The following is a 15383-nucleotide window of genomic DNA, read 5'->3' as shown; positions in this document are numbered from 1 at the left end:
ATCGGCACGCCGGCGGGAAGACCCTCCAGCGTCGCCACGAGTGCGGGACCGTGGGACTCACCCGCGGTCAGCCAGCGCAACCTGCTCAACGGTGCTCCTCAGTGCTCGCGCCCTGGTACTGCCCTGCGTACGCACGTCCTCGCGTACGTCGACGGCCTGACCGGGTGCGCGGCCCCGGTCCGCCGTCTCCGATCCTCCCACGCCGAAGCGGGCGGACCGGAATCGGTCCGCGTGACGGACAGGGAGCCGGACCGAGCGGGGACGTGCGCGGCATCCCCGTGGAATGGCAGGTGCCGCGGGCCATCCGCGAGAGCGTCAGCCGCAGTGGCCGAACCCGCTCGTGTAGCTGTCCCAGAAAACGCCGTTGTCCACGTACTCGATTCCGCCGGTGAACTTCACGCACTTATTGGCGGCCTGCACATAGACGGGGCCCGCGTAGTAGCTGTAATTCGCCTTGTCCCGCTTCCAGCTGCCGCCCTCGACGAGAATACCGGCCTCCGTCAGGGCACTGACTCCGACATAACCATTGATATGCATGGTCACTACGCAGTTGTAGCCGGTCGACGCGTTGTACAGCAGTGAGACCCGGGCTGCGGGCTTTCTGGTGCTCTTGTCGAATCCGACCGTGTGGGATTCGAGAACCTGGTACCCGGAGCCGCAAGCGGCTTCAGGCGTCGAGGCGGCCGCCGCGGCGGGCGTCGCCGAGGCGAGGCCCATTGCTCCCGCCAGACCGATGGCCAGGCCGATCGAAGTGAGATGCCTGCGCATTTCCGCTCCCCTCCCGATGAATATTCCGCCGCCTCAAGCTAGCGACAAGGGAGGGGGTGATCAACTAGGAATGTGCACTTCCCGTACATTGACCGAAAACAGGCTGTGACGGTATTTCACCTGGCCGCGAGGGCGCGTTCCCCGGCTGTTCGCATCGCCGTCAGAGGGGCCGGTGACCTGCCTGTCATGAGTTCCACCTGGAGGACGGCCTGGTGCACCAGGAGGTCCAGTCCGCTGACCACCGCTCCCCCATGAGCCGACCAGCGCGCCGCCAGTGCGGTCGGCCAGGGGTCGTAGAGAACGTCGAAAAGCGTGGCCGGCCGCTCGGGAACGGCGGCGGCCAGCGCGTCCGTGGCTCCCGCGGGCGTCGTGGCGATCACCAGGGGGGCCGTCAGCGCCTGCTCGGCGTCCGCCCAGTCGGCGATCCGCACGTCGACGTCCAGCCGCTTGCCCCACTCCCGCATCTCGGCCGCCCGGGCCTCACTGCGCACATGGACGACGATCTCACCGGTGCAGATCCTGGCGAGCGCGGCCAGCGCGGACGAGGCCGTGGCGCCTGCGCCGAGGATGGCGGCGGACTCGGTCTGCTCGATGCCGCGTTCGCGCAACGCGGCGACGATACCGGGGATGTCCGTGTTGTCTCCGGTGCGCCGCCCGTCCTCGGTGAACACGACGGTGTTGACCGCTTCCACGGAGGCCGCCGTCTCGCTGACCTCGTCCAGCAGGGGGATGACGGCCCTCTTCAGCGGCATGGTGAGCGACAGCCCGGCCCACTCGGGCCCGAGCTCGTCCAGAAACCCGGGCAGCGCCGCTTCGTCGACCTCGAAGCGGTCGTACGACCAGCCGGTCAGCCCGAGCTCGTCGTACGCCGCGCGGTGCAGGACCGGAGAGAGGGAGTGGGCGACGGGGCTGCCGAGCACCGCGGCACGGCGGATGTCAGTTGTCGGAGCTGGCATCGAACTTGGCCTTCAGCTTCTTGAATTGCTCGTACGTCTTGGCGAACTCGGTCTTGCTCACGCCGTCGGTCGCAACGAAGTAGATCCATCCGTCCTTCGTCGGCTTCAGGGCCGCCGCCAGCGCGACGTCCCCCGGGTTGCCGATCGGCCCCGGCGGCAGGCCCTTGTTGGTGTACGTGTTGTACGGGTCCTTGTTGCTGTTGATCTCGGATTCGCTGATGTGGATGTTGCTCTCGTTCTTCAGGTAGTTGAAGGTCGAGTCGAACTGGAGCAGCTGGTTGGTCTCCGTATTGGTGGGCTTGAGGCGGTTGTAGACCACCTCGGCCATTTTCCGGAAGTCGTCGTGGGTCTTCCCCTCGGCCTGGACCAGGCTCGCCACCGTGACCAGCTGCCACGGGCCGTCGAGGCCGAGACTCTCGGCCTTCTCCTCCACGCCGATCTTCTGGTAGTTCTGAGCAGCCCGCGCGACCATCTGCTTCAGCACGGCCTCGGGCTTCTGGCCCTCCTTGACGCCGTAGCTGGAGGGGTAGAGGAACCCTTCCAGCGGGTCCTTGACGTCCGGGTGGTTCTGCGCCCACGCAGGCAGGCCGAGCTTCTTGTAGTCCTTCTGCGCGACGGCGGCCGTGGTGCCTTCCTTGACCTTCAGCCGCTTGTCGATGAGCCGGTAGATGTCCGCGTTGCGCTTGCCCTCGGCGATGATCAGGTTGTCGCGGCTCTTGGGACTGAGCATCAGTTCGACCGCACTCGCGGCCGACATTTGCTTCTGCAGCGTGTACACGCCGTCCTGGATCGCCCTGCCGTCTGGGTTCTCGGCCTGGGCGGAGACGAAGGCGTCGACGCTCTTGACGACCCCGGCGGACTTCAGTACCTGGCCGATCGTGTAGCCGTCCGCGCCTTTGGGGATCTCGACGGTCACCGTCTGCCCGCTGCCGTCCCCCGCGAAGTCCGGAGCGTCGCCGAAGCGATCCTGGTAGAACTGGTAGCCGAAGTAGCTCACGCCCGCCAGGCCGCCGCCGAGGACCAGGACGACCACCAGGCAGGCCACGCCGTTGCGGCGTTTCTTCGGCTTTCCGCCGCGTCCCCGCTGGTCGTCGCGTCCGCGGCGGTCCCCCGGCTCGTCGTCCTCGTCGTCGCCGCCCGCGAAGAAGGCGTGCTCCCCCTGGTCGGGCCCGGGGTCCCAGTCCGTCTCCGGCTCGGGGTCGGCCTGCCGGCGGCCGGGTGGCTCGGGGGGCGGGTAGGCGTCGGGGGTGCCGTAGTAGTCCTGCCCGTGGCCCCCGTCGTACGCCCCGGCCTGCTGCCCGTAGGGGTCCGACGGGTCACCGGGGTAGGAAACCTGCTGGTGGGAGCCGTTGGACCAGCCGTTGTCGTACTGCTGCTGGTGGTAGCCCTGGTCCTGCGGGTGCCCATGGGGGTCCCCGTGCCCGGGGTACTGCTGATGACTGTGGCCCTGCGCCGCGTACTGCTGCTGGTCGTACGGGTACTGCTGCTGCGCCTGGCCGTAACCGGCCTGCTCACCGGTGCCCCAGTCGCCGTACTGCGGCTGCTGCGGCTGCTGCGGGTAGTGCTGCGGCTGGCCGCCGTAGGGGGACTGCTGACCCTGATGGGCCTGCTGTCCATCCCACCCGCCGTCCCCGTACAACGGGTCCTCGGGATGCCACGGTTCGGAGCCTTGGCCCCGGCCATACTCAGTCATCGATCCCCTAGAGCCGCGAGGCGGCGGTCACGCGGCTTCCGGCTCGGCTCCCGTCCCGCCTCTTGCTGTGCGGTGGCTGTTCGAATGCCGCCGCATCGCGCGGAACGTTACCGTATCGCGATCAGATGACCACTTCGACGCCTTCGCCGGGTGCTTTACCTGACACCCGTTCGGATTCGAGGGCCTGTTGCAGGATGACCACGGCCGCTGCCTGGTCGATGACCGACCGGCCCTTCTTGGACTTCACGCCCGAGGCGCGCAGTCCTTGGGTGGCCGTCACCGTCGTCATGCGTTCGTCGAGGAGTCTCACCGGAACCGGGGCGATCATGCGCGCCAGTTCCTGGACGAAGCCGCGGACCTTGACCGCGGCCGGGCCCTCGCCTCCCTTGAGGGAGCGCGGGAGACCGGCGACGACCTCGATCGGCTCGTACTCCTCGACGAGTTGCTTCAACCGCCGCTGGGCCGCGGGGACGTCCCGCCCCGGAACCGTCTCGACCGGGGTGGCGAGGATCCCGTCGGGGTCGCACGAGGCGACCCCGATGCGGGCGTCCCCGACGTCGATCGCGAGTCGACGTCCTCTGCGCATGTCCTCGACCGTTCCTACTTGGCCGTCTCGGCGACGAGACGCTCGACGGCGTCCACGGCGTCACCGATCGCGGCCGGGTTCTGGCCGCCGCCCTGGGCGACGTCCGGCTTGCCTCCACCGCCGCCGCCGAGGGTCTTGGCGGCCGTGCGGACCAGGTCGCCGGCCTTGAGGCCGCGCTCGCGGGCGGCGTCGTTGGTGGCGATGACCGTGAGCGGCTTGCCGTTCGCCACCGTGAAGAGGGCGACGACGGCGGCCCGGCCGCCCTGGATGCGTCCGCGCACGTCGAGGACGAGCTTGCGCAGGTCGTCGGCGGTCGTGCCGTCCGGGACCTGACCGGTCACGACGGCAACGCCACGGACGTCCTTGGCCGACTCGGCGAGACCAGCGGCGGCCTGGAGGACCTTCTCGGCGCGGAACTTCTCGATCTCCTTCTCGGCGTCCTTCAGCTTGCCGAGCATGGCGGAGACCTTCTCCGGGAGCTCCTCGGGGCGGCCCTTGATCAGCTCCTGGAGCTGGGCGACGACCGTGTGCTCCCGGGCGAGGAAGTTGTAGGCGTCGACGCCGACCAGGGCCTCGATCCGGCGCACCCCGGAGCCGATGGAGGACTCGCCGAGCAGCTTCACCAGGCCCAGCTGGGCGGTGTTGTGCACGTGCGTGCCGCCGCACAGCTCCTTGGAGAAGTCGCCGATGGTGACCACGCGCACCCGCTCGCCGTACTTCTCGCCGAACTCGGCGATGGCGCCCTGCTTCTTGGCCTCGTCGATGCCCATGACGTCGGCGCGGACGTCGAGGTCGCGGGCGAGCACCTCGTTGATCTTCTGCTCGACGTCGGTCATCACGGCCGTCGGGACGGCCGACGGGGAGCCGAAGTCGAAGCGGAAGCGGCCCGGCTGGTTCTCGGAACCGGCCTGGGCGGCCGTGGGGCCGAGGGCATCGCGCAGGGCCTGGTGGGTGAGGTGCGTGGCCGAGTGGGCACGGGCGATGGCCTTGCGGCGGCGGTCGTCGATGGCGGCGTGGGCCTTGGCGCCCACGGTGACCTCGCCGACCTGGACGACGCCCTTGTGCACGTAGACGCCCGGGACCGGCTTCTGGCAGTCGCGGATCTCGATGACGGCGCCGGAGTCGGCCTTGATGCGGCCGGTGTCGCCGATCTGGCCGCCGCCCTCGGCGTAGAACGGGGTGCGGTCGAGGACGATCTCGACCTCGTCGCCCTCGGTGGCGGCCGGGGAGGAGACGCCGTCGACGAGGATGCCGACGATCGTGGACTCGCCCTCCGTGTCGGTGTAGCCGATGAAGTCGGTGGCACCGGCGCGGTCGGCGATCTCGCGGTAGGCGCCCATGTCGGCGTGGCCGGTCTTCTTGGCCTGGGCGTCGGCCTTGGCGCGCTCCCGCTGCTCCTTCATCAGGCGGCGGAAGCCGTCCTCGTCCACGGAAAGCCCCTGCTCGGCGGCCATCTCCAGGGTGAGGTCGATCGGGAAGCCCCAGGTGTCGTGGAGCAGGAAGGCCTTGTCGCCGGGCAGGACGGTGGAGCCGGCCTGCTTGGTCTCGCTGACGGCGGTGTCGAGGATGTTCGTGCCGGCCTTCAGCGTCTTGAGGAAGGCGTTCTCCTCGGCGAGGGCGACCTTCTCGATGCGCTCGCGGTCGGTGATGAGCTCGGGGTACTGCTGGCCCATCATGCCGATGACGACGTCGATCAGGTCCTTGACGACCGGTCCGGTGGCGCCGAGCAGGCGCATGTTGCGGATGGCGCGGCGCATGATCCGGCGCAGCACGTAGCCGCGGCCCTCGTTGCCGGGGGTGACGCCGTCGCCGATGAGCATGGTGGCGGTGCGCATGTGGTCGGTGACCACGCGCAGGGAGACGTCCGAGGCGTGGGCGTCGCCGTAGCGGACGCCGGTCAGCTCGGTGGCCTTGTCGATGACGGCCATCGAGGTGTCGATCTCGTACATGTTCTGCACGCCCTGCAGGATCATGGCGAGACGTTCGAGGCCGAGGCCGGTGTCGATGTTCTTGCTGGGCAGTTCGCCAAGGATCTCGAAGTTGTCCTTGCCGGTGCCCTCGCCCCGCTCGTACTGCATGAAGACGAGGTTCCAGATCTCCACGTACCGCTCGTCGTTGACGGCGGGGCCGCCCTCGGCGCCGAACTCGGGGCCGCGGTCGTAGTTGATCTCGGAGCAGGGGCCGCACGGTCCGGGCACGCCCATGGACCAGTAGTTGTCCTTCATGCCCAGGCGCTGGATGCGCTCCTTGGGCACGCCGACGACCTCGTGCCAGATGCGCTCGGCCTCGTCGTCGTCCTTGTAGACGGTGATCCACAGGCGCTCGGGGTCGAGGCCGTAACCGCCCTTGTCCTGGGGGCTGGTGAGCAGCTCCCAGGCGAGCTTGATGGCGCCTTCCTTGAAGTAGTCACCGAAGGAGAAGTTGCCGCACATCTGGAAGAACGTGCCGTGCCGGGTGGTCTTGCCGACCTCTTCGATGTCCGGCGTGCGCACGCACTTCTGCACGCTCGTGGCGCGGGCGAAGGGCGGCTTGACCTCACCGAGGAAGTAGGGCTTGAAGGGCACCATGCCGGCGGGGACGAGGAGCAGAGTCGGGTCGTCCGCGATGAGCGACGCCGAAGGGACGACGGTGTGCCCGCGCTCCTCGAAGAAGCTCAGCCAGCGACGGCGGATCTCAGCCGACTCCATCAGTGGTCCTCATTCCGGTTGTACGTGTGCGTCTGGTACGCCGAACCCTCGACGTACTTCGGGTTGTTGCGGTTCTCGATGGCGGCGTACCGCCGGGGGCCGGGGAGTTCGGGACTCTCGTTGATCCCGAGGGCCTCACCCAGTTCGGCCTCACGGGCGGCCATGTTGTCCCGGACGTCGAGGGCGAAGCCCACGGCCCGGTCCTTCAGGCGGTGCCCTGCCTCGATCGCCTTGTGGCCGGCGGCCTTCGCCAGGCTCTCGGGGGTCAGTTGCTTCAGCTTGCGGTTGACCTTGGTGGTGGCCCAGACACCGGCGGCGACGCCCGTGCTGAACCAGAAGGTGCGGCGGAACATCGCTGGCTCTCAGTCCCTCTTCCCTCGGGCGCTGCGCCGAGAGACCGTACGGCCCACGATCACGGTACGCCTGGACGCGTTGGCGGGCACGTCCTCCTTGCGGCCGCCGAGGGCCCGGCGCACGCCGTAGCCGAAGGCGGCGACCTTGACCAGGGGGCCGCCGAAGGTGGAGGCGACGGTGGTCGACAGCGCGGAGGCGTTCGACGTGACCTCCTGGACGTCGGAGGCGATCGCGTCGACCCGCTCGATCTGGGTCTGCGCGGAGCGCACCGCCGTGGAGGCCTCTGCCAGGAGCGGGACGGCCTGGTCGGTCACATCCGCGACGAGTTTGGTGGTCGCCTTGAGCGTCTGGGCCAGCCTCGCCAGAGCGACGGCGAGGAAGGAGACCAGGATCGCCCAGAAGACGGCCACCAGGATCCCGGCAACCTCTCCACCGGACACTGTGTGCACCCGCTCCCTGAAACGTGCCTGAACATCGAAAAAGTCGTGCGACGAGCCTATCGCGCCGGGGGTGGCGCTCCGTACCGGATATCCGTCCGGCGCCGGGCCAATCGCGAAAGCCCGCCGTCCCGCCCGCCCACGGGGGGCGGGGAGACGACGGGCTGAAGTACCGCGTGCCTGCCGTGGATCAGCGGGCGTAGTACTCGACGACGAGCTGCTCGTCGCAGATCACCGGGATCTCCTTGCGGTTCGGCTCGCGGTCCAGGCGGAACGCCAGGGCCTTGAGGTTCACCTGGAGGTAGCGCGGGGTCTCACCCTCGGGGGCGAAGCCACCCTCACGGGCGATCGTGAAGAGCGTCTTCTCCTTGGAGCGGTCGCGGACCTGCACGACGTCGTCCGGGCGGACACGGAAGGAGGGCTTGTCGACCTTCTTGCCGTTGACCTGGATGTGGCCGTGGACGACCATCTGACGGGCCTGGTAGATCGTGCGGGCGATGCCCGAACGCAGGACCAGGGCGTCGAGACGGCGCTCGAGCTCGATGATCAGGGCCTCACCGGTCTTGCCCTGGACCTTGGAGGCACGCTCGTAGGCGCGGACGAGCTGGCGCTCGGACACGTCGTACTGCGCGCGCAGACGCTGCTTCTCCAGCAGACGGACCTTGTAGTCCGAGTTCTGCTTGCGGCCGCGGCCGTGCTCACCCGGCGGGTAGGGACGGGCCTCGAAGTACTTGACGGCCTTCGGGGTCAGCGCGATGCCGAGGGCACGCGACTTCTTGACCTTGGGGCGGGACTGGTTCGCCACTGCTTTCTCATTTCCTGGATTCGGCTTGTCAGGGTGGAGGGAGGTCGCATCCGCAGCCGGGGAAACCCGCGTCGGTCCTGACGGACCTCGGTGGGCAGCCGCTCCCCTGGTCTGGGCACATACGTGCAGCACGCGAGTGGCCCACCGACCGGTCCCGTCCCGGAGGGGCGAGGGGTGGTGGGCTGCCCGCGACACCTTCGACGGTGCGCGACGCTCCTGGAGCAGGTCCCGGAGGACCGGCTCCGGCCGGCTGTCCCGTTCTGACTGCACGGGACGCGGCACTCCGGACGAGTTTACAGGGTCCTCAGGACCGCTTTCGACCGAGGTTCTTCCTGGTCCATTCGACCGCGTCCGCGTAGCGGGCCTCCGCGCCGTGCCGGGTCGGCTCGTAGTACTCGCGGTCCTTGAGGGCGTCCGGGGCGTACTGCTGGGCGGCGATGCCCTCGGGCAGGTCGTGCGGGTACACGTACCCCTGGCCGTGGCCGAGCTTGGTCGCGCCCTTGTAGTGGCTGTCGCGCAGGTGCGCCGGGACGGGTCCGGCGAGGCCCTTGCGGACGTCCTCCAGGGCGGCGCCGATCGCGGTGGTCGCGGCGTTGGACTTGGGCGCGAGGGCGAGGGCGATCGTGGCGTGGCTGAGCGTGAGGGCGGCCTCCGGGAAGCCGATCATGGCGACGGCCTGGGCGGCGGCGACCGCCGTCTGCAGGGCGGTCGGGTCGGCCAGGCCGATGTCCTCGCTGGCGGAGATCATCAGGCGCCGGGCGATGAAGCGGGGGTCCTCGCCGGCCTCGATCATGCGGGCCAGGTAGTGCAGGGCGGCGTCGACGTCGGAGCCGCGGATGGACTTGATCAGGGCGCTGGCCACGTCGTAGTGCTGGTCGCCGTCGCGGTCGTACTTCACGGCGGCACGGTCGACCGTCTCCTCCAGGGTGGTCAGGCCGATCTCCGTCTCGCCCTTGTCGAGGGCGGCTCCGGCGGCCGCCTCCAGGGCGGTCAGGGCGCGGCGGGCGTCGCCGCCGGCGATGCGCAGGAGGTGGCTCTCGGTCTCCTCGGGGAGGCCGACGGCGCCCTTGAGGCCGCGCTCGTCGGTGAGGGCGCGGCGGAGCAGGTCCCGGATGTCGTCGTCGGTGAGCGGTTCGAGGGTGAGGAGCAGGGAGCGGGACAGCAGCGGGGAGATGATCGAGAAGTACGGGTTCTCCGTCGTCGCCGCGATGAGCGTCACCCAGCGGTTCTCGACGGCCGGCAGCAGGGAGTCCTGCTGGGCCTTGCTGAAGCGGTGGATCTCGTCGAGGAAGAGGACGGTGTCCTTGCCGAATCCGCCGGAGGCGCGGCGGGCTCCGTCGATGACCGCGCGGACCTCCTTGACCCCGGCGGTGATCGCCGACAGCTCCACGAAGCGGGCGTCGGTCGCCTTGGAGACGACGTACGCCAGGGTGGTCTTGCCGGTCCCGGGCGGGCCCCAGAGGATCACCGAGGAGGGGCCGGCCGGGCCGGAGGCGGCCTCGCCGACCAGTCTGCGCAGGGGCGAGCCCGGCTTCAGCAGATGCTGCTGGCCCACGACCTCGTCGAGGGTGCGCGGGCGCATCCGCACGGCGAGGGGGCTGCTGGGCGGCTCCTTCTCCTGGCGTTCTTCGGCTGCGGCGGTGAACAGGTCGGGCTCCACCCCAGAAACCCTAGTTCACGGCACCGACAATCCGGCCGGGGCCCGGAACGCCCCGGTCAGCTGGTCCAGAAGTCCCACCAGCGGGTCAGGATCAGCATGCCGATGATGCCGATGTGCAGCACGGGCATGACCCAGGTGAACTCGCCGAAGAAGCCCTTGAGCCAGCCCGGGGCGGGCAGGAACCCCTTGCGGACGTTGAACGACGTCACGTACCAGAACATGATGATCGTCGCGACCCAGGCGAGGCAGCACCACAGGCACAGGGCGTTGATCCGGTACAGGGACTGGAACGTCAGCCAGGCGCAGAAGGCCACGCCGAACAGGCAGCCGGCGTTGAAGGTGAGCCAGTACCAGCGCGGGTAGCGGGCGCCGGCGAGCAGGCTGATGCCGACGCAGACGACGATGCCGTAGGCGACCAGGCCGAGCATGGGGTTCGGGAAGCCGAACACCGAGGCCTGGTCGCTCTCCATGACGCTGCCGCAGGAGACCACCGGGTTGAGGCTGCAGCCCGGGGTGAACGTCTTGCCCTCGACCTTGGCCTCGAGGAGCTTGAACTTGTCGAGCGTGATGACCCAGGCGGCGAGCAGTCCGGCCGCGCCGGTGATCACGAGCAGCAGGGCGAGGGCCCGGCTGCCGCCCTCCGCGCGGGGCGCCACCGCGGCGCGCTCCGGCTCGGGCTCCGTGGAGACGTCCTTGACTGTCGTCTTGCTCATCACGCCGATTCCGTCACTCGAGACCTGAACCTCTTCGGTCACGGCCATTGTGCCGCACCGGCCCGTGTCCCCACCGTTCACTGCGGATAAGCACGGCCCCGCCGTCGCCCCTGAGGGTGGGTTTCGGCCGACGTCCGTCGCACGGCAGCACAAGGGTGCGAACGGGTCCGGGGAACGGCGAAGGCGCCGGGCCCCTCGACGGGTGCCCGGCGCCTTCGCGGGAGCGCTGTCAGCCGAGCCGGGCTTCCAGTTCCGCCACGATCTCGTTGACGCCGACGGCCGTCTGCTCGCCGGACTCCATGTCCTTGAGCTGGACGACGCCCTCGGCGAGGTCGCGTTCGCCGGCGACGATCGTGTAGCGGGCGCCGCTGCGGTTGGCGTTCTTCATCGCGCCCTTGAGGCCTTTGCCGCCGTAGGAGAAGTCGGCCGCGATGCCGTTCTTGCGCAGCTCGCCGACCTTGGCGAACAGCACCCGCCGGGCCTCCTCGCCGAGCGGGACGGCGAAGACGCTGGTGCTGGCGGGCAGTTGAAGCTCGACGCCCTCCGCCTCCAGCGCGAGGACCGTGCGGTCGACGCCGAGGGCCCAGCCGACGGACGGCAGCGCGGGGCCGCCGATCATCTCGGAGAGGCCGTCGTAGCGGCCGCCGCCGCCCACCGCGGACTGCGAGCCGAGCCCGTCGTGGACGAACTCGAAGGTCGTGCGGGTGTAGTAGTCCAGGCCGCGCACCAGCTTCGGGTCGTCCTCGAAGGCCACGCCCGCGGCCGTGAGCAGCTCGCGGACCTCCTCGTGGTACGCCTTGCAGGCGTCGCACAGGAAGTCGCGCAGCAGCGGGGCGTCGGCCAGCTGCTTCTGGACCTCCGGGCGCTTGTCGTCCAGGACGCGCAGCGGGTTGATGTCCGCGCGGCGCAGGGTGTCCTCGTCCAGGTCCAGGCCGCGCAGGAACTCCTGCAGCGCGCTCCGGTAGACCGGGCGGCACTCCTTGTCGCCCAGGCTGTTGAGCAGGATCCGGAAGTCGCTCAGCCCCAGCGAGCGGTACGCCTGGTCCGCGAGGATGATCAACTCGGCGTCGAGGGCCGGGTCCTCGGCGCCGATGGCCTCGGCGCCGACCTGCGAGAAGTGGCGGTAGCGGCCCTTCTGGGGGCGCTCGTAACGGTAGTACGAGCCCGAGTACCAGAGCTTGACGGGGAGGTTGCCCGCCTTGTGCAGGTTGGCCTCCAGCGCGGCGCGCAGCACCGACGCCGTGCCCTCGGGGCGCAGGGCGAGCCGGTCGCCGCCCTTGGTCTCGAAGGCGTACATCTCCTTGGTGACGATGTCGGTGGACTCACCGACGCCGCGCGCGAAGAGCTCGACGTTCTCGAAGCCGGGCGTCTCGATGTAGCCGTAGCCGGAGTTGCGCAGCGGGGCGGCGATCGCCTCGCGGACCGCCAGGTACTTCGCGGAGTCCGGCGGGATCAGGTCGTACGTGCCCTTGGGGGCCTTGAAGGTGCTCACAGGACGTCTCTCGTCACATTCCTCGTCGGGGAGCGGGCTGGGCTCCCTGGCCGGCGGCCACCTGCCGCAGATACGGGTTGGTGGCGCGCTCCCGGCCGATGGTCGTCTGGGGGCCGTGGCCGGACAGCACCACGGTCGAGTCGTCGAGCGGCAGGCACACGCGGGCCAGCGAATCGAGGATCTCGGCCGGGTCGCCGCCGGGCAGGTCGGTGCGTCCGATGGAGCCGGCGAACAGCAGGTCGCCCGAGAACAGCACCGGCGGGATGTCCGCCGCCTCGGGCAGGCCGAAGGTCACCGACCCCTTGGTATGGCCCGGCGCGTGCGAGACGGTGAGCTCCAGTCCCGCGAGGTCGAGCGCGGCGCCATCGGTCAGCTCCTTGACGTCGTCCGGCTCCCCGATGGTCAGTTCGCCCATCAGCGGCATGCCGATCGAGCGGCCGAGCGCCTTCTCGGGGTCGCTCATCATGTACCGGTCCTCGGGGTGGATCCAGGCCGGCACGTCGTGCGCGCCGCACACCGGGACGACCGAGGCGACGTGGTCGAGGTGGCCGTGGGTGAGGACGACGGCGACGGGCTTGAGCCGGTGCTTGGCGATGGCCTCCGCGACGCCGTCGGCGGCCTGATGGCCGGGGTCGATGATCACGCACTCCTCACCGGCGGCGGGGGCGACGAGGTAGCAGTTCGTCCCCCAGGCCCCGGCGGGGAACCCGGCAATGAGCACGATCGTCCTTCGTTGTGTCGATACGGGCGGCTGCGGCTGTCGTCAGAGCCTACCGGCGCTGCCGTTTCCACAGCGAACCCATATACGGTACGGGGCACACGCACGCGGTCGGCGCACAGGACCCACGCGTACCGGTCGACGTATCAGACGCATGAGGAGAGAACCCGGTGGTCAGCCAGGAACAGCGGCGGCGTCAGCTCGCCCGGGAGAAGTACCTGCGGCAGCAGCAGCGGCGCACTGACGCACGGCGCAAGGCCCGTATCCGCAACTCGGTGATCGCCTCGGTTCTCGGCGTGGTCGTGGTGCTCTCCGTGACGGTCTTCCTCACCAAGCCGTTCGAGGACGACGGCAAGGAGAACGCGAACGCGGAGGTCACCCCGAGCGCCTCGCCGAGCAAGGCCCCGGACCCCTGCGAGAAGCCAGCGCCGGGCAAGGTCGAGACGCAGACCTGGAAGAAGGAACCGGCCCTGGCCATCGACAAGTCGGCGAAGTACACGATGACGATGGACACGACCTGCGGCGAGATAGACATCGCGCTGAAGGCGTCGGCGGCCCCGCACACGGTCAACTCGTTCAAGTTCCTCGCCGACAAGGGGTACTTCGACCACAGCAAGTGCCACCGCCTCACCGACCAGGGCATCTACGTCCTGCAGTGCGGCGACCCGCAGGGCACCGGCATGGGCGGTCCCGGCTACACGATCCCGGACGAGAACCTGAAGGACAAGAGCCTCAAGGGCGGGGTGTACCCGGCGGGTACGGTCGCGATGGCGAACCAGTACAACCCCCAGACGAAGCAGGGCCGCGACAGCGGTGGCAGCCAGTTCTTCCTGGTCTACCAGGACAGCCAGCTGCCGCCCGACTACACACCGTTCGGTACGGTGTCCGAGGCGGGCATGAAGGTGCTGCAGAAGATCGCCAAGGCCGGAGCGCAGGCACCCGACCCCCAGACGGGCAACACGGCGCCCAACGCGACGGTCGTGATCAACAAGGCGACGGTCAGCGAATCCTGACCCCCAACTGCGTAATTTCGGTCGCGCGGGATGCGGACAGGCCCCCCGCCGGTCGCCTATGTTGGCCGTGACGAAACTGTGGACGATGCCCGGGGGAGCGAAGGTCCCTCGCAGGCATCATGTGGAGGAGGCGCTGTGAGCAGCGACCCGTGGGGCCGCGTCGACGAGACGGGGACCGTGTACGTGCGTACGGCCGACGGCGAGCAGGTCGTCGGTTCCTGGCAGGCGGGCTCCCCCGAGGAGGCGCTGGCCTATTTCGAGCGCAAGTACGAGGGCCTGGTTGTCGAGATCGGCCTCCTCGAGAAGCGAGTGAAGACCACCGACCTGTCGGCGAAGGACGCCCAGGCCGCCATCGACCACATCCGCGAACAGGTCGACGCGCATCACGCGGTGGGCGACCTGGACGCGCTGCGGGTCCGGCTGGACAAGCTCGTGGAGCTGGTGGAGGCGCGCCGCGAGGAGCGCAAGGCGCAGCGGGCCAAGCAGTCCGACGAGGCCCGTCACGCCAAGGAGGCGCTGGTCGCCGAGGCGGAGGAGCTGTCGCAGTCCGACCAGTGGCGGGCGGCCGGTGAGCGGCTGCGGGCCCTGGTGGACACCTGGAAGGGCCTGCCGCGGCTGGACCGCAAGTCCGACGACGAGCTGTGGCACCGGTTCTCGCACGCGCGGTCGGCGTTCTCCAAGCGGCGCAAGCAGCACTTCGCGCAGCTGGACGCGCAGCGCGAGGAGGCCCGCAAGACCAAGGAGCGGCTGGTCGCCGAGGCCGAGGCGCTGTCGAACTCGACGGACTGGGGTGCGACGGCCGCGCGCTACCGCGAGCTGATGGCCGAGTGGAAGGCCGCGGGCCGCGCCCAGCGCGAGCACGAGGACGAGCTGTGGAACCGCTTCCGCGGCGCCCAGGACGTCTTCTTCGCGGCGCGCAGCTCGGTCTTCGCCGAGCGGGACGCCGAGCAGGCGGAGAACCTCAAGCTCAAGGAGGAGCTGGCCGAGGAGGCCGAGAAGCTCCTGCCGATCACCGACCTGAAGGCGGCCCGGGCCGCCTTCCGGAACGTGAACGAGCGCTGGGAGGCCATCGGCCACGTGCCGCGCGACGCCCGGCCGAAGGTCGAGGGCCGGATGCACGCCGTCGAGCGGGCCATCCAGGAGGCCGAGGAGGCCGAGTGGCGCCGGACCAACCCGGAGGCGCGGGCGCGCGCCGAGGGGCTGACCGGGCAGCTCCAGGCCGCGGTGGACAAGCTGCGGGGCCAGATCGAACAGGCCCGCGCGCAGGGCAACAACGCCCGGGCGGACAAGCTCCAGCGTGAGCTGGACGGCCGCCAGGCGCTGCTGGACCAGGCGCTGAAGGGCCTGCAGGAGTTCGGCGGCTGACAGCCGGCCGCCAAAGGGCTCCCGGACATGCGGAAGGGGGGGCCCGGCAAGGCCAGCGGGGGGCCCCGCCGCCGGTGCGCGACCCGCCCGGAACGGGGGTTGTGGGCCCCCCGGCCCCGGGTGAGCGGGGTGTACC

15 protein-coding genes are annotated in these 15383 nt (G+C 69.9%); 2 read left to right on the top strand and 13 right to left on the bottom strand.

Annotation, left to right across the window (positions count from 1 at the left end; genetic code table 11):
* The 13 genes from ACF07N_RS33045 to ACF07N_RS32985 all read right to left on the bottom strand — a co-directional run.
* The coding region (locus tag ACF07N_RS33045) for a chorismate synthase (protein ID WP_158693198.1) at positions 1–89 on the bottom strand (89 nt) is incomplete at its 3' end.
* Between the two features lie 226 nt (positions 90–315).
* The gene (locus ACF07N_RS33040) at positions 316–768 is read right to left on the bottom strand and encodes an acetyltransferase (protein WP_383336575.1); all 453 of its coding nucleotides are present in this window, start codon (positions 766–768) and stop codon (positions 316–318) included.
* A 116-nt stretch (positions 769–884) separates the two neighbouring features.
* The gene (locus ACF07N_RS33035) at positions 885–1724 is read right to left on the bottom strand and encodes a shikimate dehydrogenase (RefSeq protein WP_392120099.1); all 840 of its coding nucleotides are present in this window, start codon (positions 1722–1724) and stop codon (positions 885–887) included.
* Positions 1705–3417: an endolytic transglycosylase MltG gene (mltG, locus tag ACF07N_RS33030; RefSeq protein WP_392120096.1), complete on the bottom strand. Its 1713-nt coding sequence runs from the start codon at positions 3415–3417 to the stop codon at positions 1705–1707. The genes ACF07N_RS33035 and mltG overlap by 20 nt, the downstream gene beginning before the upstream one ends.
* Positions 3418–3538: 121 nt before the next feature.
* Complete coding sequence (ruvX, locus tag ACF07N_RS33025; RefSeq protein WP_383336578.1) at positions 3539–4003, bottom strand: Holliday junction resolvase RuvX; 465 nt, start codon at positions 4001–4003, stop codon at positions 3539–3541.
* Positions 4004–4017: 14 nt separating this feature from the next.
* A complete protein-coding gene (gene alaS, locus ACF07N_RS33020) occupies positions 4018–6690 on the bottom strand; it encodes an alanine--tRNA ligase (protein ID WP_383336579.1) in 2673 nt (890 codons plus the stop codon).
* Positions 6690–7043 (bottom strand): hypothetical protein, encoded by a 354-nt coding sequence (locus ACF07N_RS33015; protein WP_383336580.1) that lies wholly within the window; start codon positions 7041–7043, stop codon positions 6690–6692. The genes alaS and ACF07N_RS33015 overlap by 1 nt, the downstream gene beginning before the upstream one ends.
* Before the next feature lie 9 nt (positions 7044–7052).
* Positions 7053–7493, bottom strand: a complete 441-nt coding sequence (locus ACF07N_RS33010; protein ID WP_383336581.1) for a DUF948 domain-containing protein — start codon at positions 7491–7493, stop codon at positions 7053–7055.
* A gap of 178 nt (positions 7494–7671) precedes the next feature.
* Positions 7672–8286 carry a 30S ribosomal protein S4 gene (gene rpsD, locus ACF07N_RS33005; protein ID WP_309096595.1) on the bottom strand — a complete coding sequence of 205 codons (615 nt, stop codon included), beginning with the start codon at positions 8284–8286 and terminating at the stop codon, positions 7672–7674.
* A gap of 304 nt (positions 8287–8590) precedes the next feature.
* A complete protein-coding gene (locus tag ACF07N_RS33000) occupies positions 8591–9946 on the bottom strand; it encodes a replication-associated recombination protein A (protein ID WP_392120091.1) in 1356 nt (451 codons plus the stop codon).
* A gap of 56 nt (positions 9947–10002) precedes the next feature.
* The gene (locus ACF07N_RS32995; protein WP_383336583.1) at positions 10003–10659 is read right to left on the bottom strand and encodes a vitamin K epoxide reductase family protein; all 657 of its coding nucleotides are present in this window, start codon (positions 10657–10659) and stop codon (positions 10003–10005) included.
* 229 nt (positions 10660–10888) lie between these two features.
* On the bottom strand, positions 10889–12151 hold the full coding sequence (hisS, locus tag ACF07N_RS32990) for a histidine--tRNA ligase (protein WP_392120088.1): 1263 nt from the start codon (positions 12149–12151) through the stop codon (positions 10889–10891).
* Between the two features lie 13 nt (positions 12152–12164).
* Complete coding sequence (locus tag ACF07N_RS32985) at positions 12165–12872, bottom strand: MBL fold metallo-hydrolase (RefSeq protein ID WP_383336585.1); 708 nt, start codon at positions 12870–12872, stop codon at positions 12165–12167.
* 167 nt (positions 12873–13039) lie between these two features.
* Between ACF07N_RS32985 and ACF07N_RS32980 the strand changes: the two genes are divergently transcribed.
* Both ACF07N_RS32980 and ACF07N_RS32975 read left to right on the top strand, forming a co-directional pair.
* A complete protein-coding gene (locus tag ACF07N_RS32980; RefSeq protein ID WP_383336586.1) occupies positions 13040–13882 on the top strand; it encodes a peptidylprolyl isomerase in 843 nt (280 codons plus the stop codon).
* A 135-nt stretch (positions 13883–14017) separates the two neighbouring features.
* Positions 14018–15247, top strand: a complete 1230-nt coding sequence (locus ACF07N_RS32975; protein ID WP_383336587.1) for a DUF349 domain-containing protein — start codon at positions 14018–14020, stop codon at positions 15245–15247.
* Positions 15248–15383 lie beyond the last annotated feature (136 nt).

This window comes from Streptomyces sp. NPDC015242 (assembly GCF_043079125.1).
Classification (GTDB): Bacteria; Actinomycetota; Actinomycetes; order Streptomycetales; family Streptomycetaceae; genus Streptomyces.
This window is presented reverse-complemented; position numbering and strand designations above follow the sequence as displayed.

Coding starts and splice junctions, on each gene's coding strand:
- ACF07N_RS33040 (WP_383336575.1), bottom strand. CDS start 768: ATGCGCAGGCATCTCACTTCGATCGGCCTGGCCATCGGTCTGGCGGGA.
- ruvX (WP_383336578.1), bottom strand. CDS start 4,003: ATGCGCAGAGGACGTCGACTCGCGATCGACGTCGGGGACGCCCGCATC.
- mltG (WP_392120096.1), bottom strand. CDS start 3,417: ATGACTGAGTATGGCCGGGGCCAAGGCTCCGAACCGTGGCATCCCGAG.
- ACF07N_RS33015 (WP_383336580.1), bottom strand. CDS start 7,043: ATGTTCCGCCGCACCTTCTGGTTCAGCACGGGCGTCGCCGCCGGTGTC.
- alaS (WP_383336579.1), bottom strand. CDS start 6,690: ATGGAGTCGGCTGAGATCCGCCGTCGCTGGCTGAGCTTCTTCGAGGAG.
- ACF07N_RS33035 (WP_392120099.1), bottom strand. CDS start 1,724: ATGCCAGCTCCGACAACTGACATCCGCCGTGCCGCGGTGCTCGGCAGC.
- ACF07N_RS32995 (WP_383336583.1), bottom strand. CDS start 10,659: ATGAGCAAGACGACAGTCAAGGACGTCTCCACGGAGCCCGAGCCGGAG.